Genomic DNA, 17,761 nt, shown 5'->3' on the forward strand with positions numbered 1-17,761 from the left:
CTCCACTTGGATTGATTTTCTTGAGCAATCTGAAAGATGGACGCAGAGCTTATACCAACCTGCATAGATAGAAACCCATCTGATGGCGCTGGTCCGGATTGGCCGGCAAGGCGCGTTGCGCAGGACGGCCTGGTTGGCCGTTCAAGCGGCGCAACGCAGTCCGGCGGGCCGGAGCAGGCCAGCGAGGCCGTGTTTGAGGACTGTTCAGCTGCGTCCCAGGTTTTGAACGATAAACCATATCGCCCTGCAACCTGCTCCTCGCCGAACAGTCCCTAAACACGGTCAGATCCGTTCCTATCTATTTAGGTTGGTATGAGCGCGATTCAGCGCAGGGTGATACAGACCCGGATCGCCCCCGCATTGTCCCAAAGGGCGATGTCGAGATCGTTGATGCGGAAGGCATAGTTGCCGGCCGTGTCCCGTGCGTTGACTGCCAGCGCGGCAAATTCCGCAAACGGGACAATCCGCCCGGCCTGGTCGCGCACCAGCATCTCGCCAAAGGCATAGGATTGGTCGAACTTATAGCCGTAAAGCGGGCCCAGCCGCTTTGCATCTGCGCCGGTATAGCCGCGAGGTCCGACCGGCTTGTACTGACCGGCAATCACGCTCCAGTTGCCGGAATAGCTGACCTTGCCGATCTTGCCGCCAGGCAAGGTAACCCCTTGCCAGCCTTTCTTGGCCTGAACATCCAGACATATTTCGGCCGCCTGAGCGTACCCGGAGAAAAGCAGGAAAAGACCGCAGAGCGCGGGGAAGGGGCTGACCATGGCAAGTTGCTTCGCTGTGAAAGACAGGGAAAGCAAAGCTGGTGAATGACGCTTGGTCAAGTGTTCGTTTAAGATATTGAAAAGAAACCGGAAAATGTCTAGTGGAGACAGTCTCTCACGATAGATTCACGCTTTATTTCCTTGAATGCGGGGGGGAGAGGGCACACATTAGTCTTGAACGATGAGGGTCGTTCCTCCCCAGACTGGCGCCGGGCTTTTGAAGAGGCTACGGCGCTTTTTTTTGGGGGGGAAACGGGCTCCTGGCGCAAAGCGCGGTCCATCGGATTTCCCTGTTGCAGCTTAAATTCGAAGAGGTCAGCGCAAAAGAAAACAGATTGACCTTGAAGCAACGGGGCGTGTTTCCTTAAAAAGCGGCCCGCGCCGTCGGACGGGGACGACGCGGGCACTCACACCGGCCTGAAAAGGAGGGGCTCAGGGCACGGTGTTTTCGGCAACCGCCAATAGGGCGGCAATCTTGTCTTTCAGATTGAGGCGCTTTTTCTTCAGGTTCTCGAGCACGTCATCTGCCGCAGGAGTTACGTCGGTCTCAATGCGGTGCACTTCCCGGTTTACGGCGTGGTACTCTTCCGCCAGCCGGGCGAAATGCGGATCCTCGGTTTTCAACCGGTGCAGGACCTGCGCGGCCTCCGGAAATTCTTCATGCAATTCGTGTGGAACGTGACTCATTGTGTCCTCCTTTTGCTGTCCTCAAAGTGCCGCCAAGCGGCGGCTGTCACCTTGAGCCAGATCAATCGGAGGTGAATTGGGCGGGCGCCCCCTTTTTAAAGAATGTTGCGTAGGGGCGCTTCTGCGGTCAAGCCGAGGACAGAATGCCGCCGAACCGGTCCAGGACCCACCAGGAGGACAGAACCGCGATGGCTGTCAGGACCCCGAGCCGGACCGGTTTGAGCGCCGGATGCAGCAGGTGGCCGAGCGCAAACACAATGCTGAGAGTGACCGCCAGAATGACCAGCTGACCCGCTTCAATGCCCAGATTGAAGGCCAGAAGAGCAGGGATCAGGTCGGGCGCAGTCCGGCCAAGAATGTCGCCGAGGACGAAGGAAAAGCCGAGCCCGTGCAGCAGGCCAATGCCGGAAAAGACGAGGATGGAACCGGATTTGTGAACCATGGCCGCAACCGCCGCATAAAGGACGGAAAGGGCAATGGCCGTTTCCACGGCCGGAATGAACCATGGCCAGGATGGCGTTGCCCCTAGAAAGGTGGCAATCAGCGTGACCGAATGGCCGAGTGTGAAGGCGGTGACCAGAAAGATCAGCTTGCGGGTTGCGCCCACCCCGAGCGCAAGCGCGACTACCAGAAGCACATGGTCCAGCCCTTCCAGAATATGCAGCATGCCCTGGTAGAGGAAATGGACAAAGGTGGTCAGCCGGGAACCGTCGAGACGGGCAGGAATTTCAAGCAGGCCTTCGGCTGTCGAGGCAACCGGCGGCGTGACCCTGGCATCCACCAGATGGGTTTCAAAGGCAACGCCCGGGCCGGGCAACAGGGGCGCATAGCCAGCGCGCACGTCCAGAAGGCCGGACAGATCCTGGCTGCGCAGTGTCAGCGCGTAGTCGATGACAGCTTCACCAAAAACCGGATCGAGCGACGTGCTTGTCACGTGCATGGCCGCTTGCGCAGTGGCAAGACTGTCCATCACCTGCGCCGGGCGGCGGGACCGGATGGTGAAACCGGTGACGGAGCTTTCCAGATCCAGACCGGCTTGGGAAAAGATCAGTGCCCTTTGCAGACGGTCCTCAAAGCGGGCCCGGTCATTCTCAACGGCTGCCATGTCGATCCGGTAGCGGGCGCCGGTTCCGGTGGCCTCAACCCGCAGGAAGGGGGAGTGGAGCGGGGTCTGGTCCACCTGTGCCTTGCCGATCAGATCGGAAAAGACCAGGGGGGCAGGCACGCGGATATAGGCGGTCAGGCCGCCGTCTTCCTGCGCGACAAGAACGGTGCGGACCTTGGTGCCCTTGGTAAAATGGGCTTGTGACGTCAGTCCAAGGCACAAAAGACCCATTAAGCTAAGGAGAAGAGTGGCCACAAGCCGGACACTATGGGAGCGGACACAATTGCGGCGGAGAGAGGAGACGTACATGCGCATGGCGGTTTTTCCGGTAAACGGTCCCGGGCGCTCAGAGCCCGGGACTATCCTGTGAGACCTTTGGCGAAACGCCAAGGGATTACTGCCAGAATTTTTCCTGCCAGGTCATTTGCGGCAGTTCGTCCACCACTTCAAAGGTCTTGGTCTGTTTGAAGGTCCGGCCATAACGGTCGGTCGTGGTCACTTCCAGAGTGTGAACGCCAACAGGCAGGTCCTTGGGAAGTTCCGCGCGCCACAGGTGGCTGGACTTGGTGGTCAGCATCCAGTTCTGGAACGGACCGGCAATGCCTGTCCATTCAGTGCCGCGCCAGGTGCGGTAGCCGGCAGTTTCGTCGCCGCCGGAGGTGCTGCGGATCGCCTGACGGCCATTGGTAGACTGCTTGGCCAGCGCCAGCGGATCGGCAAACGTGGGACCGTCATTGGGAGCTTCCCCTTCACCCTTCTGGGTGCGGACCGCCTCGGTGGCCGCGCCGCCATTGAGGGAGAAGGAAACCTTGCTGTCCTTCGAGCCGTTCCAGACATTGACCGCCACATAGGTGGTGCCGCTTAGATCCGCCTTGGTCAGCATGTCCATGTCGCCCAGGTCGTTGATCGTCACGGGTGGTGTAATATCGCTCGGGACGTCATAGAGCTCGGTGTAGCCAACCAGCTTTTCCGCCCATTCGCGGAAGTGGGGCGAGTTGAAAGCCACGTGCATCTGGTCCTGCTGCGTGCCCTCAAAGGTCCTGTAGGTGTCGACATAGTCGGCGCCTGAGAAATCCAGAATGTAATAGCCGCGCGGCGCGCCGAGGCGCTGGGTGCTGTGGGGCACGCCGGAATTGTTCAGATCCCCGGCCCACCAGGAGCCGGAGACGGCGCCGGTCACGATTTGGTGGAACTTGGCAGGGCCCGTGTTTGTGGCCTCTTTCCAGCCCTCGAAATATTCGCCGGGCAGGATCTGCTCCGTCGTGTGGGTGTGGCCGGAAAGGCCAAGGGCGGGCCGGTCCCCGATCAGCTCATAAAGCTTGTCGAGGTTGTCCACCTGGTGTTTTTGGGCATTCGCATCCGTGTAGGTGACGAAGGGAATATGCGCGTTGACGACGATGAGCTTGGTTTCCGGCACATGGGCCAGATCGTTTTTCAGCCATTCCAGCTGGCGCTCGGAGATGACGCCGTTATAGGACGGTTTTGCGGACAGATCGCAGAACGCGTGGGCATCCACACCGTTACACGGGTAGCGCACGTCATCGAGAACGACGAAATGCACCTGACCGATGTCGAAGGAATAGTATTCCGGGCCGAATTCGCGGCGGAAGGTGTCGAAGCTGTCAGCATCGCTCTTGGCATCGAAATCGAGGTCATGGTTGCCGGCAACGTAATATTGCGGCACACCGCCGGCGGCGATGATCTTCTTGAAGCGCGGATAAAGGGAGAGGTCGTCCCCCATCACGTCGCCTTCGAACAGCAGGCATTCTGTTTTTGAATTGTCCCGGTTGGTCAGCAATGTGCCGACCGTCTGGCGCACATAGCCAATTTCCTGATTGGTGTAGGGCTGGGTGTCGCCGAAGACGAGGCATTGGAAATCATCGCCGGTCTTGTCCTCGATCAGCGGAAAATTGACAGAGGCGGGCATCGGGCCGGTCGCTTCAATGCCGCCGAAGCGCAGATCCGGCGATCCGGCCACCTTGTGGATGTAGTTGAACTGGGGAACCATGTCCTGATTGAGCGGAGGCGCATATCCGGCCGGCTTGGTGATGAAAAGGTTCATGTCGTCATAAACCGGCAAGGCGTAAGAGCCGTCTTTGCCGGTTACGGCAACTTCGCGGCCGTTGGACACCAGGACGCCGGGGACGCCGGCTTCGCCGTCATCCAGCTTGGAATTGCGGTTGGCATCGACAAAGACCTTGCCGGTGGCCGTGTCCGCAGGCTGCGTGCCGCTTTCTGCATCAACGGTTCCGATATAGGTTGCGTCTTTGGCGAGCGCGCCGGACAGGGCCGCGCCGAAAGCAAAAGGGCTTGTGCCTGCAAGAAGCAGGGTGACAGTCAGATTCTTCATGAACGCCTCCAGGGATTGGCCATGGAACAGAGCTTGAGAGACACCTCTATGGGACAGTGCCATGGGATCAGCCGGGGCCCAGAGTGGCGGGCCTGAGTGACGCTGGATTGTCCGTAACGTTAAACTTTTGTCTCGGTCATCCGGCGCGGGCTGTCACACTGTCTGCGAACTGTCATAGAGCAAGGCGTGCCAGAGGCAGTTCTTTGGTCGTCCGCGCGGGAGCGGCGGCAGCGTTTCTTTCCTGCGCACTCTCCTGACAGGCAGGTGTCAGGAGGGCTTTGTTACAGTCGGCTCCGTTGCATTTTCCAAGGAGACTGACATGACGTTCAAACCTGACCATTTCACCATCTGGACGGAGATTCCTGTGTCCGATCTGGAGAAGGCCATGCGCTTTTACAATGAGGTTTTTCAGACCGAGCTTGTGCTGGAGACCGGTGGCCCGAATGATTTTGCCATGTTTCCGGTTCAAGGCGAAGGCCGGGCTGGGCACCTTTACCCCGGCACGCCTGCGCCCAGGGGAACGGGGCCGACCATCCATCTGGCCTGTCCCGACACGCTGGAAGAGACAATGGAACGCTTAGCGAAAGCGGGCGGCGAGGTAATATCGGATCCGATTGCCATTCCGGTCGGCCGATTCGCCTATTGCCTTGATCCGGACGGCAATTCCATTGGGCTGTTTGCCGAATAGAGCAAATCGCGTTCGATCGGATCTGTCTTTCGCGGCTTGAAATCAGGGATTTCAACGCAAAAGACAAGCAGTTTGCATCCGGATGAACGCGACACGCTCTTGGACCGGCCGCGCAAGGACGAGACGCATGAAGAACCTTTTGAAACCCTTCTGATGGGATTGGCTGCATGAGACGCGCCGACCGCCTTTTCCAGATCGTGCAATATCTGCGCGGTGGCCGTCTTGTGCGCGCCCGGCAATTGTCCGAATGGCTGGAGGTCTCCGAACGCACGATCTACCGTGATATCGCAGATCTGCAGGCCTCCGGCGTCCCCATCGAGGGGGCGGCCGGGGTCGGCTATATCCTGCGCGATGGCTATGACCTGCCGCCGCTTATGTTCACTCGGGACGAAATCGTCGCCCTTCTTGCGGGGGCCCGCATCATCCGCGCCTGGGGCGGCGCTGCCATGGCCCGGGCCGCCGAAGAGGCCATGATCAAGATCGATGCGGTGCTGCCTGAAAAGACGCGGGTGCGCCAGAGCGAGGTTGAAATCCACGCCTTCGCACCGGAAATGACGCCTCAGGTCCGGGACCATATCGATTTTCTGGAAGCGGCTGCCGATGGGCGCAAGCGGCTTGCCATCGTCTACCGGGATGGCAAGGGCGAGCCGTCCCAGCGGATCATCCGGCCGCTGGGCCTGTGGTTCTGGGGCAAGGTCTGGACCCTGGTGGCCTGGTGCGAGCTGCGCGGGGATTTCCGCATGTTCCGTCTCGACAGGATGGAGGAGATTGCCGAAACCGGCGATCTTTTCCGCCCCGAACCCGGTAAGACCCTGAAGGATTTCTACCGGTCCATGGAGATGAAAGACCATCGGTGACCGGGCGGGCTGGACGGTGGCGGGACGCGTCAGTTCCGCGCTGCGAGGCCATTGCCGAGAATTTCTCGGACCAGTTTGCGCTTCATGGCCCTGGCATAATCCTTGAAGTTGGCAGCCACCTCGACAAAGGCACCAGGACCGCTGATGACGTTGCGGTGGTAGTAGCGCACGGCGCTGGTGTCCCGATCGGCAATCACAAGCCCGTTGACCGTTACATTTTCAAAATCAAAGGCCTTATAGGCGCTTTGGGGCGGAAAGCCGTCATTATTGATGCCGTCGCCCGCCACATCGATCACCTTGCGGTCACAGGTAACCGGGGCGCGGCGCAGTTGAACCGATGCATGGCCGAGCGCATATCCGAGCGCGGTCGGAAAATTGACTGCCCCGCGGCGCGACTTGCGCAGGTCGGCGGCAGCACGCCGGGCGCTGGCCATATCGGTCAATGGACGCCAGCCCAGTTGCTCAAATTGCTTGTAACGTCCGCTCCATTCGAAACTCATCACCCAGATGCCGCCCACAGTTTCAATCGCTTTGACCACGTCCGGGTCGCTCAAGGCATCGGCCAGACCGTTGAGCTGCAGGCTGTGCTCACGCGGATTGACACTGGCGGACCCGTCCATGGCCAGAACGAGCGCCAGTGCGCAGGAAGAGGCCGGGGAAGGGGCCGTGAGAAGGAGAACCGCACACAGCGCGAAGACCCGGCCCAAGCTCATGCGTTCCAGGCTCATCCGGCCCAAGGTCGAGAGGCTCAGGAGGGCCGTGCCCGCGAGGGCCGAAGAACAGAAGGCGCAAAAGGTCTGCCGGAACATCGAAAGATCTTAGCAGGGCAGAGGCCGGGGGCAAAGGCTGGCCCGCGCCTCAAAAATGGGCGGACGGGACAGCTGAAGGGCTGGTTCAGCTTGCGTTCAGGAAAAATTGACTACACCTTGCTCAAACATAAGACATGCAGCCCCTGACCCGGACCCGTCACGTGAAAAAGACCGCCGCCGTTTTGCTTCTCTTCGCCCTCTCCGTGATGCCGGCCCAGGCCGGGTGCCTGTCCCAGTCCCAGGCGCGCGAGGCCGTGGCCAGTGGCAAGGCGGCGCCGCTCGGCTCCGTTGCCGGGCGGGCGGGCGGCGAAATCGTGAAGGCGCAGCTTTGCCAGCAAGGCGGTGGATATGTTTATGTCCTGTCTGTGCTGAAGGGCGGCAAAGTGACAAAGGTCACAGTCAACGCGAGCCGGTGACCGTTAAGGTGCTGGCTCACCCCTGACGTTCTCCCGCACCGGCTCCCGTCTCAGGTCTTGCCATATTTTCAGGTCAGAAGTTGATCCCATGCGTATTCTCGTCGTTGAAGATGATGTTGATTTGAACCGCCAGCTCGCCGCTGCACTGGAAGAGGCCGGCTATGTGGTCGACACGGCCGATGACGGTGAGGAGGGCCATTTTCTGGGGGACACCGAACCCTATGACGCGGTTGTTCTGGACCTTGGTCTGCCCTCGCTTGACGGCCTGTCTGTGCTGGAAAACTGGCGCCGGGACGGGCGTACCATGCCGGTTCTGATCCTGACTGCGCGGGACCGCTGGTCCGACAAGGTGGCCGGGATTGATGCGGGGGCCGACGACTATGTAGCCAAGCCCTTTCACATGGAGGAAGTTCTGGCCCGGGTGCGCGCGCTGGTGCGCCGGGCGGCCGGGCACGCCTCCAATGAACTCACCTGCGGCCCGGTCCGGCTTGACCTTCGGGCCGGACGGGTGACGGTTGACGGCAGCCCGGTCAAACTGACCTCCCATGAATACCGGCTCCTGTCCTATCTGCTACACCATCAGGGCAAGGTCATTTCCCGCACTGAGCTGACCGAACATCTTTATGACCAGGATTTCGACCGGGACTCCAACACGGTCGAGGTGTTTGTGGGACGGCTGCGCAAGAAGATCGGCTCGGACATGATCGAGACGATCCGCGGTCTTGGCTATCGCCTTGGAGCTGCCGGTGACACCTGACAAAAAGGCTGGCGCGCAGGCCCCGGATCCAGCGAAGCCCCAGCGTTCGCTGGCCGCCCGGCTGGTCCTCGTCGCTGCCATATGGTCCACGGTTGCGCTCGCCCTCGCCGGAGTGTTTCTAGTTGGCCTTTATCAGAGCGCCAGCGAACGCGCTTTTGACGCCCAACTCGAGATCCACATCAAGGCCATTCTGGCGGAAATGCTGGCGACTGAGCCGAATGCGGACACCGATCCATCGGTCAAAATCGCCAAAGCGCCGATCTATCGGGGAGATCCCCGGTTTTCCCTGCCTTTGTCCGGCTGGTACTGGACGATCCGGCGGGCGGACAGCCCCAGTATTCTTTATGCCTCCGAATCTCTTGTGGGCGATCCGCTCAACACCCCGCCGATCGGAGGCAATCAGACCAGCGCCGGATTTATCGTCGGGCCAACCGGCGATGAGGTGCGGGTGCTGCAGCGGCGCATTTCCATTGGCGACACGGATTATGTCATTGCGGTTGGTGCGGCGACCGCCGGGTTCTGGGCCGATATTGCTGAATTCGCGCGCATGGTGACCGTGACCCTGTGCATTGTGGGGACCGGGCTCATCCTGGCGGTTTTCCTGCAGGTTCGTTTCGGTCTGAAACCCCTGGCGCGGCTGCGCAAGTCCCTGTCCGCTGTGCGCATGGGCGAAGCGGAGCGGATTGACGAGGCGCTACCGCGTGAGATTGCACCGCTTGCGGTGGAACTGAACGCGCTGATCGTCTCCAACCGGGAAATTGTGGAGCGTGCCCGCACCCATGTGGGCAATCTGGCCCATGCGCTCAAAACCCCGCTGTCCGTCATTTCCAATGAAGCGCGCGCCGGGGAAGGGGTGCTGGCCAACAAGGTCACCGAGCAGGCCGCCATCATGTCAACCCAGATCCAGCACCATCTGGAACGGGCCCGCATGGCGGCGCAAAGGCGGGTGATCGGGGTGTCTTGCGAGGCCGGACCGGTGCTGGCCCGTCTGATTCACGCCATGGAGAAGATCTACCGGGACAAGGGCCTTGAAATTGCCCTGGATCAGGCAGCCGGGATCCGGTTCCGGGGAGAAGGCCAGGATCTGGAAGAAATGAGCGGCAACCTGATCGACAATGCCTGCAAATGGGCGAAGTCCAGAGTGTCGGCAAAGGTGCATCTGGTGAGCGGCACCGCTTCCAACCGGGCCATGCTTGAAGTGATCGTGGAAGATGACGGTCCGGGCCTGACGCCCGAAGAGCGGGCCGAAGCTGTCAAACGCGGGCGCAGGCTTGATGAAACCGTACCGGGCACCGGGCTGGGTCTGTCAATCGTGGCCGATCTGGCTGCCCTTTATGGCGGCAAACTGGAGCTGGACAGCTCGGAATTGGGTGGCCTGCAAGCCCGGCTGCGGCTTCCGGCCCTGACCCGGGACTAGAGTGTGCCGCGTGCAAATGGTTTCAAACAGTTTTGTCTTTTGCGTTGAAATCTCCGATTTCAGGCAGCGAAAGGCAAATCCGATTGATCGCAACACGCTATAGACCGGGTCCGGATCGCTTCGGCCTCGAATGATGGCGGGTGCCTTTGGGGAGAAACGAAGAATTGATCGACGCGTTGACGGAAATGCGGCTAGAAAAGCGACGTGTGGCCAAGTTCGGCCACAAATTGAAATTACCGGTTTTACGTCAGCGGGTCTGGCGTGGATTCTTTGCCCCTCGGGAGCTTTCAAGCATGCGGTTGCGCAATGCCAAATGTGTTGCTTTTGCCGGTCTTCTGGCCGGATGCTCCATGACATCCGGGGGCAGTGGAAGCGGAGGCTGGGGATCATCCTTTGGCGATCCGAGCGCGAACACGGCCCGCTCCGAGGCCAACACGGCCATTTCCGTGCTGGTGAACAATGAATTCGGCAATGCGCTTGATGCGGCGGACCGGCGTGCTGCCGAAGACGCGCAGAAACGGGCCTTGCGGGCCCGGGGCGTCGGGGTGTCGGTGGCCTGGCAGAATGACCGGACAGGCCGCAGCGGCCATGTCCGGCCGGGGCCGGTCTACACCGTGAACGAGACACGCTGCCGGGAATTCACACATGAAATGATCTTCAAGGGGCGCACGCTTAAGGCGAGGGGCACGGCCTGTGAAACCGGCCGTGGCGACTGGACAGTTATCGGCTAAGATATTCCAGTAAAAGCCTTTGATGTCGCTGCGTTTAAACTCAACAATTGTTTAATCCTTCTGACCGTATCATGGGTCGGATTCGGATCGCGGCGTTGACCCCTTGAATGACCTACTCAAACGAGCTTGAGAGTAAAATTCAGACCTATTTGCGCAGTCTCAGCCCTAAAGCGGTTGAGGCGCTGGTCAGTAATTTGCAACAGGCCAAGGTGCGCAAGAACGCCGACCCCCATCTCAATCTGGTTCTGGCTGCGGCTGCCGCGCTTATCCCGAAAGTCAAGCCTGCGGATCTGGGTGGCCCCGACCGCAAAGCCCAGGTCCAAAGACTGTTTTTTGCTCCGCTTGACAGTTTTCTGATCAGCGAAACCTTGCCGGTGCGTCAGGAAGGGCGGATCAACCGGGCGATGATCGAGCGGGTCTGGAAGTGGCTCGGCCGGGATGTCATCCCGAACGAGGTCAAGACGGTCCTGGACCAGGCCGGTAGCAATGCGGTCAGTGGAGAACGGGTGGATGCCCTGGTGCAGGCACTGCGCAGCCGGGCCGTGGAGGCCGTTGGCGAAGCCCTTCACCGTAGCGAGATTTCGGAGAAGGACCGGCGCTTGATTGCCGTGGAACTGGGGGGCGAGCGCGGCATAGCCGAGCTGAAGGATATCTACAAGATCTTCGCGGCAGAACGCTGGCTGGTGCCTTTTCTGCAGAACATACCTGACCGGATCAATGAGCACCGCCTGAAACATGACTTTGACGTCTTGCGCATGGTCGACAAATGCTCGTCGCGCTTTCCAGACCATCTGCCCCTGATCGCGTCCGCCCTGGTCGACCGCTCAGAAGTCCCCGCAGCGCTGTGCACCTTTGCCGGCCGGCTGGCGGGGGATCTGGACCCCAAGGTGATTGCCGGCAGCCCGTTTGCGCCGATTGTGGACGTGGTCATGAGCGAGGCGGAGCGGTTGCAGATCCTGGCCCTGGACCATCGCAACAACAACCCGGACCCGGTCGCCTTCTCCCGGGCCTTGTCGGATTACCACTCGCTGGTGCGCGGGGTCGAACGGGATATGGACCTGTCCATGGCCGGACGCTGGCAGCAGCGCCTGTCGGAGACCAAGCGCAACATTTCCTCGGAAGTGACGCGTGAGCTGAAAAGCGCTCATGGGGCGATCCGCAGAGCGCTTCAGGTGCCCAGACTCGACAAGGACGGCCAGTTTGAGCAGGACCAGGCGGCCATTGACGAGGCGGTGCGCATCTTGCGTGTTTTGATGATGGCCCGCGGTGCATCCGAAACGCTGGCGGTCAGCGAAGTGGAAAAGCAGACTCGGCAAAGTATAGAGCAGACACTTGAACTTCTGACCCGGACCCTGATGACGGATCTGGGCAAGGCCCGGGGCCGGGACGTTCTGGCCCAGTTGTCCGCAGTGGATGTCGCTGTGATGCTGTCGGAAATCTATTTTGGCGCCGATTATGCCGCTCAGTTAAGACGCAGCCGCCAGGCGGCGGTGACCAAGGCTGCCGGACATGGCCCGGATGGCTCGCCTCCGCCCGTGTCCGGGCCGGAGCGCCGACTGGTGAAAAGCGCGCTCGGCCAGGGCTGAAAAAGCCTGTTGGCGGCGTGGGCCGCGACGGCGGGTCACAGCGGATCTCTCTTGCATTTGCCGGGAAGGCCTTGTCTATAGAGCGGCATGATTTTCTGGATACTGATCGCCCTTTTGACAGGCGCTGCGGCCCTGTCGGTTCTCGTTCCCCTGTCGCGGCCGGCGAAATCGCATTCCGGTGCGCAGACAAGCGCAGACGAGGCTGTCTACCGGGAACAGCTTGAAGCCATCGACAAGGAACTGGAGCGGGGGCTGATTGATGCGGAGGCTGCAGAGGCCGCACGTACGGAAACCGCACGCAGATTGCTCGCCGCCCATGACAGATCAGATCCCTCCGGCCGGGCACAGGGAGCGGGTGGCGGCATGGCGGTTGCCCGGATCTGCGCGATGGCCGTGCTGCCGGTGCTGGCGCTCGGGCTTTATGGTCTGCTCGGGTCACCGGACGATCCGGATCAGCCCCTGAAGGCCCGGCTGGAGGCCCCGGCCGAAGATCAATCAGTCGATATTCTGGTGGCCCGTGTCGAGCGCCACCTGTCTGAAAATCCGGAAGACGGTCAGGGTTGGGCGGTGGTCGCGCCGGTCTATATGACCCTTGGCCGCCCGCAGGCGTCTGCGCAGGCCTATGCCAATGCCCTGCGCATTCTGGGGCCAAACCCGGACTGGCTGACGGATATGGGCGAAGCGCTGACGGTTGCAAATCAAGGCCTGGTGACGGCTGAGGCGCATCAGGCCTTTGAAGAAGCGCTCAAGCTGGCGCCGGGTGCGGTCAAGCCGCGCTTTTTCCTCGCGGTTGCCCTCGGTCAGGACGGCGACGCGGACGGTGCGATTGCAGCTTGGGAAGATCTCCTGAAAGATGCGGATGACACAGCAGCCTGGACCGGTGTTGCCCGCCAGCAGCTGGCCGCCCTGAAGGGGCAGACCACGCCGGAGCAGGCCGAGAAGGCCCCGAACACGCCGCTTGCCGGGCCCAGCCGGGACCAAGTGGAGGCCGCGCAAGACATGCCGGCGGAGGACCGGGCTGCCATGATCAGCGGGATGGTGGCCGGGCTGTCCGGCCGCCTTTCCTCGGAGGGGGGCAGTGTTGAGGAATGGACGCAGCTGATCCGAGCCTACATGGTATTGGGGCAGAAGGAAAAAGCTGAAGAGGCTTTGAGTGCAGCGCAAACCGCGTATGCGGACAGTCCGGCGGATTTGTCACGGATCAAGGACGCGGCCAGTGCGCTGGGGCTAAGTGGCTCTTAAGGGCAGGAGATGTCCAGCCGCCGGAGGGCGGCCGGACGGGAAAACCGGACGGAACACATGACACGTAAGCAGAGAAGGTTGACCCTGATCGGATCGGCAGGCGCTGTGCTGGCCGTCGCGCTTGGGCTGATTCTGGTGGCTTTGAACGATCAGATCGTCTTTTTCCAAAGCCCGAGTGACATCGCGCAACAATCCATTCCGGCCGGGCAGCGCATCCGTCTGGGCGGCCTTGTGGAAGAAGGGTCTGTGGTCCGCTCGGACAATGCCGAAGTCCGTTTCCGGGTGACGGATATGGAGAATACGGTGGCTGTTACCTATAAAGGAATCTTGCCGGACCTGTTCCGCGAGGGCCAGGGGGTGGTGACCGAAGGCATCATCGGCTCGGACGGGGTGTTCATGGCCGACAGTGTGCTTGCCAAGCATGACGAGAATTATATGCCCAAGGAAGTGGCCGAAGCCCTGAAGGATCAGGGCCATTGGCAGGGGGAAGAGGGCCGGGCCAACTAAAGCCAGTTGCGTTTTATCGGATTTGCCTTTTGCTGTTTGAAATCAGAGATTTCTCCGTAAAAGACAAAGCAGTTTGACAGCGGATGAACGCGACACGCTCTGGAGTTGTTCCAGAAAGCCTGGCAGGGGCGTGATACAGAGGCGGGCACCTCTTGCCGGACCGGCAGCGGGGCCATCGCCTTTTCGAATGAGGACGGGACGCGACATGATCGTAGAACTGGGACATTATGCACTGGTGCTTGCCTTTGCGCTGACCCTTTTGCAATCGGTGCTGCCCCTGTGGGGCGCGCTTTCGGGACAAGGGCGGCTGATGGCTGTGGCCCCGCCCGTGTCGGTCATGATGTTCGTTCTGGTGCTGATTTCGTTTGCGGCCTTGACCGCCGCCTATCTGGCGTCGGACTTTTCAGTCCTGAACGTGGTCGAGAACTCCCATTCCGCAAAGCCGCTGCTTTACAAATTTACCGGTGTCTGGGGCAACCACGAAGGCTCCATGCTGCTCTGGGTGCTCATCCTGGTGTTTTTCGGGGCGCTGGTTGGTCTCTTCGGGGGCAACCTTCCTTCGGACCTGAAGGCGGCAACCCTTGCCGTTCAGGCCTGGGTCACGGCCGGTTTTCTGCTGTTTCTGCTAGCCACCTCCAACCCTTTCACCCGGGTTCTGAACCCGCCTCTGGAAGGGGCGGATCTCAATCCGATCCTTCAGGACATCGGCCTCGCCATCCATCCGCCGCTGCTTTATGTGGGCTATGTCGGGTTTTCGATCACATTTTCCTTTGCCGTAGCCGCATTGATTCTGGGCCGTACGGATGCGGCCTGGGCCCGCTGGGTCCGGCCGTGGACGCTGCTGGCCTGGTGTTTCCTGACCTTGGGAATCGCCATGGGCTCTTACTGGGCCTATTACGAACTGGGCTGGGGTGGCTGGTGGTTCTGGGATCCGGTCGAGAATGCCAGCTTCATGCCCTGGCTGGCCGGAACCGCCCTGCTGCATTCGGCCATCGTAATGGAAAAGCGCGAAGCGCTGAAGGTCTGGACGGTGCTGCTGGCCATCTTCACCTTCTCCCTGTCGCTGCTGGGCACGTTCCTGGTGCGCTCCGGGGTGCTGACGTCCGTTCATGCCTTTGCCACCGACCCGGCGCGCGGTGTTTTCATCCTGTGTCTTTTGTGCCTCTTCATCGGCGGGTCGCTGGCGCTCTATGCCTGGCGCGCGCCCATGTTGAAACAGGGCGGACTGTTCGCGCCGATCAGCCGGGAGGGCGGTCTGGTCTTCAACAATCTGTTTCTGACCGCAGCCTGTGCGGCGGTCTTTGTTGGAACGCTTTATCCGCTGGCCCTCGATGCGGTAACCGGTGAGAAGATCTCCGTGGGCGCCCCGTTCTTCAATCTCACCTTCGGGCCTTTGATGGTGCCATTGCTGCTGGCGGTCCCCTTCGGGCCGGTTCTGTCATGGAAACGCGGTGATCTGCTGGCTGCCTGCCAGCGCCTGTACGCCGCTTTCGCGCTCGCCCTGATTCTCACCCTGTTCACATTCTGGCTCTGGGGGATGGAGAAGGTACTGGCACCGCTCGGCGTTGGCCTGGCTGTCTGGGTCATGGCCGGGGCGGTGTGCGAAATTCTAACCCGGGTGAAGATTTTCGAGATAGGCTTGCAACGTGCGGCCGCGCGGCTGGCGGGCCTGCCTGGGTCCGCCTGGGGCGCGGCACTGGCGCATTTCGGCATTGGCGTCACGGTTTTGGGCATCGTCACCGCCTCGGCCTTTCAGGAAGAGCGGATCGAGACCATGCGCCCGGGCGATACGGTCGATCTGGCCGGATATCAGGTGACTTTCGATGGCGGAGCCCCTCGCCAGGGGCCGAATTATACCGAAGATGTCGGCCACTTCACCATCCGCGAGGGCGGGGCTTTCGTGGCTGAACTCGAGCCCTCCAAACGCGTCTATACGGCCCGGCGCATGCCGACAACGGAAGCTGGCATCCATACCACCGGCTTTTCCCAGCTCTATCTGTCTCTGGGCGAGGGGCGCGGAGACGGTGCAGTGGATGTGCGGGTCTATTTCAAGCCACTGATCACCCTGATCTGGATTGGCTGCGTGATCATGTCCATCGGGGCGGTTTTTTCCATGGCGGACCGCAGGCTGCGCATCGGCGCTCCCAAACCGGCCGCGCGCAAGGCGGCCCGCAACCTGGCCCCTGCGGAGTGAGCAAGATGACCCGGATGCTGCTGATGAGCCTGGTGCTTCTTGTCACGATTTTGAGCGGACCGGTCCGCGCCGTGGCGCCGGACGAGGTTTTGAGCGACCCGTCGCTGGAGGCGCGGGCCAGGGCGCTTTCGGCGGAACTGCGCTGTATGGTCTGCCAGAACCAGTCGATCGATGACAGTGATGCGCCGCTGGCAAAGGATCTGCGCATTCTGGTGCGCGAACGGCTGGTGGCGGGGGACAGCGATGCCCAGGTCATCGATTATCTTGTGTCCCGCTACGGGGAATTTGTGCTGCTGAAGCCGCGCATGGCCTGGCACACGCTGATCCTGTGGGCTGCCGGGCCTGCCGCACTCCTGGCCGGGCTCATCGCAATTGGTCTTGCGCTTCGAAACCGCGCCCGCCGGACGGACTGGCAGGTCTCTGCATCCGGGGCGGTACCTCTGACAGCAGAAGAGGAAGACCGCCTCAAGGCCCTGCTGGAGAAACAGGACGGCACCGGTCCGGCCTAGGGCCGCGCAAGCCTGCAGCCGCGTTTTTTAAGAGAGCCGCAGCCGCTCAAGATGGCCGGTGCAGGGATTGGATTTCAAATGGGCCCAGATCGTCTCCACCAGCTGGGACGCGTCGTCGCGGTTCTTGTAAACCCAGATTTCAAGGGGCGTGTCATAGCGCCCGTTTCCTGCCAGGGCAAACTGGCCACGTCGCACCCCCTCATGGGCGCTGCAGGCGGGCAGCCAGAGCATGTTCTGCTGCATCAGCGCCAGCTGTTTCATGAATTCGCATGTGCCACTTTGGGAGGTGCAGACAAATTTTGGATCCTGGGGGGTCATCGCCGCAAAAAGCAGGTCCTCCACTCGGGAAAAATAGCCGGTCTGGCCATAGCCGATATATTCCAGCCCTCCTTCGGGCGGGGCGTCAATGTCAAATGCCGGCTTGCCATCCGCGCTCAGGGCAGTACAAAGATGCATAGTGTCTTCGCCCAATTTGATCGCGTCGAAGGCCTGATGCTCAAAAAATGCCGGAACTTCTGGCTTATAATACAGCACCACCAGATCCATCTTCCGGTCGCCCAGCAATTCGATCATTTCATAGAAGTCATAAGTGTCGAGCGAGACCGTGAAGGCGCCGCAGGCCTTGTGAATCTGGTTCAGCCATTCGGGAATGAAGCTGAGGGCAAGGGAGGTGGAGGCGCCCAGGCGCAGGTCCGGCTTGGAACCGGATTTACGCCGCAAAAACTCGACCCGGTTGATTTCCAGCTCTTTCAGGACATTCTGCGCGGTCGCATGAAACTGTTCGCCTTCCGCCGTCAGGGTGACCGGATAGCTGCTGCGGTCGAACAGGTCCGTGCCCAGCCAGGTTTCCAGGGCCTTGATCCGGCGGCTGAAGGCGGATTGGGTAATGTTGCGCTCGTCAGCGGCCCTTGAGAAATTGCCGCTTTTGCTCAGAACCAGAAAATCGGCAAGCCAGTTTGTGTCCATGGGGCAGCTCCGGGGTAATGCTGAAAAACTGAGCAGGGCAAAACTCTATGCAAAATTTGCATAACAACGCTGTTGGTTGAATTCAAGCAATCGATATAAGCTTTCACGATATGCGAAAAATTCCGTTCAAGTAACGAAACGGAACCGCATCGGACCTTCCGGGCAAGTCCCGG

Annotated in this window: 17 protein-coding genes; 11 read left to right on the forward strand and 6 right to left on the reverse strand. The window is 60.8% G+C overall.

Annotated features, from left to right (window positions below):
* Positions 1 to 323 precede the first annotated feature (323 nt).
* The 4 genes from ACXAH0_RS07635 to ACXAH0_RS07650 all read right to left on the reverse strand — a co-directional run bounded on the left by ACXAH0_RS07635 (position 324) and on the right by ACXAH0_RS07650 (position 4,909).
* Positions 324 to 767, reverse strand: coding sequence for a hypothetical protein (locus tag ACXAH0_RS07635; RefSeq protein WP_475183384.1), 444 nt, complete (start codon positions 765 to 767; stop codon positions 324 to 326).
* Between the two features lie 432 nt (positions 768 to 1,199).
* Positions 1,200 to 1,454: an HP1242/YdcH family protein gene (locus ACXAH0_RS07640; protein ID WP_475183381.1), complete on the reverse strand. Its 255-nt coding sequence runs from the start codon at positions 1,452 to 1,454 to the stop codon at positions 1,200 to 1,202.
* Positions 1,455 to 1,581: 127 nt separating this feature from the next.
* Positions 1,582 to 2,874 carry a HupE/UreJ family protein gene (locus tag ACXAH0_RS07645; RefSeq protein WP_475190094.1) on the reverse strand — a complete coding sequence of 431 codons (1,293 nt, stop codon included), beginning with the start codon at positions 2,872 to 2,874 and terminating at the stop codon, positions 1,582 to 1,584.
* Between the two features lie 79 nt (positions 2,875 to 2,953).
* Positions 2,954 to 4,909 carry a calcineurin-like phosphoesterase C-terminal domain-containing protein gene (locus ACXAH0_RS07650; protein ID WP_475190095.1) on the reverse strand — a complete coding sequence of 652 codons (1,956 nt, stop codon included), beginning with the start codon at positions 4,907 to 4,909 and terminating at the stop codon, positions 2,954 to 2,956.
* Between the two features lie 319 nt (positions 4,910 to 5,228).
* On the opposite strand from ACXAH0_RS07650, the gene ACXAH0_RS07655 reads away from it, so the two are divergent.
* Entirely contained in the window at positions 5,229 to 5,597 is a 369-nt protein-coding gene (locus tag ACXAH0_RS07655) for a VOC family protein (protein ID WP_475190097.1), read from the forward strand.
* A gap of 167 nt (positions 5,598 to 5,764) precedes the next feature.
* Positions 5,765 to 6,454, forward strand: coding sequence for a helix-turn-helix transcriptional regulator (locus ACXAH0_RS07660; protein WP_475183367.1), 690 nt, complete (start codon positions 5,765 to 5,767; stop codon positions 6,452 to 6,454).
* A gap of 29 nt (positions 6,455 to 6,483) precedes the next feature.
* Here the strand turns inward: ACXAH0_RS07660 and ACXAH0_RS07665 are convergent, their stop codons facing one another.
* On the reverse strand, positions 6,484 to 7,263 hold the full coding sequence (locus tag ACXAH0_RS07665; RefSeq protein ID WP_475183362.1) for a DUF1194 domain-containing protein: 780 nt from the start codon (positions 7,261 to 7,263) through the stop codon (positions 6,484 to 6,486).
* Between the two features lie 161 nt (positions 7,264 to 7,424).
* On the opposite strand from ACXAH0_RS07665, the gene ACXAH0_RS07670 reads away from it, so the two are divergent.
* The 9 genes from ACXAH0_RS07670 (at position 7,425) to ACXAH0_RS07710 (ending at position 16,622) form a co-directional block, all read left to right on the forward strand.
* Positions 7,425 to 7,679, forward strand: coding sequence for a PepSY domain-containing protein (locus ACXAH0_RS07670; RefSeq protein ID WP_475183358.1), 255 nt, complete (start codon positions 7,425 to 7,427; stop codon positions 7,677 to 7,679).
* Between the two features lie 88 nt (positions 7,680 to 7,767).
* A complete protein-coding gene (locus ACXAH0_RS07675; protein WP_475190100.1) occupies positions 7,768 to 8,436 on the forward strand; it encodes a response regulator transcription factor in 669 nt (222 codons plus the stop codon).
* Positions 8,426 to 9,853: an ATP-binding protein gene (locus ACXAH0_RS07680; RefSeq protein WP_475190101.1), complete on the forward strand. Its 1,428-nt coding sequence runs from the start codon at positions 8,426 to 8,428 to the stop codon at positions 9,851 to 9,853. Before ACXAH0_RS07675 ends, ACXAH0_RS07680 begins: the two co-directional genes overlap by 11 nt.
* A 293-nt stretch (positions 9,854 to 10,146) precedes the next feature.
* Positions 10,147 to 10,584 (forward strand): RT0821/Lpp0805 family surface protein, encoded by a 438-nt coding sequence (locus tag ACXAH0_RS07685; protein WP_475183348.1) that lies wholly within the window; start codon positions 10,147 to 10,149, stop codon positions 10,582 to 10,584.
* Between the two features lie 107 nt (positions 10,585 to 10,691).
* Positions 10,692 to 12,170 (forward strand): hypothetical protein, encoded by a 1,479-nt coding sequence (locus tag ACXAH0_RS07690; protein ID WP_475190103.1) that lies wholly within the window; start codon positions 10,692 to 10,694, stop codon positions 12,168 to 12,170.
* 87 nt (positions 12,171 to 12,257) lie between these two features.
* Positions 12,258 to 13,412, forward strand: coding sequence for a c-type cytochrome biogenesis protein CcmI (gene ccmI, locus ACXAH0_RS07695; RefSeq protein ID WP_475190104.1), 1,155 nt, complete (start codon positions 12,258 to 12,260; stop codon positions 13,410 to 13,412).
* A gap of 57 nt (positions 13,413 to 13,469) precedes the next feature.
* Positions 13,470 to 13,919, forward strand: coding sequence for a cytochrome c maturation protein CcmE (gene ccmE, locus ACXAH0_RS07700; protein WP_475183336.1), 450 nt, complete (start codon positions 13,470 to 13,472; stop codon positions 13,917 to 13,919).
* Positions 13,920 to 14,124: 205 nt separating this feature from the next.
* Positions 14,125 to 16,113: a heme lyase CcmF/NrfE family subunit gene (locus ACXAH0_RS07705; RefSeq protein ID WP_475183331.1), complete on the forward strand. Its 1,989-nt coding sequence runs from the start codon at positions 14,125 to 14,127 to the stop codon at positions 16,111 to 16,113.
* 5 nt (positions 16,114 to 16,118) lie between these two features.
* Positions 16,119 to 16,622: a cytochrome c-type biogenesis protein gene (locus tag ACXAH0_RS07710; protein WP_475190105.1), complete on the forward strand. Its 504-nt coding sequence runs from the start codon at positions 16,119 to 16,121 to the stop codon at positions 16,620 to 16,622.
* Between the two features lie 27 nt (positions 16,623 to 16,649).
* On the opposite strand, the gene ACXAH0_RS07715 is transcribed toward ACXAH0_RS07710, so the two are convergent.
* A complete protein-coding gene (locus tag ACXAH0_RS07715; RefSeq protein WP_475190108.1) occupies positions 16,650 to 17,588 on the reverse strand; it encodes a LysR family transcriptional regulator in 939 nt (312 codons plus the stop codon).
* Positions 17,589 to 17,761: the final 173 nt, after the last annotated feature.

The sequence above is a fragment of the Roseibium sp. AWQ4_290 genome (genome assembly GCF_056160985.1).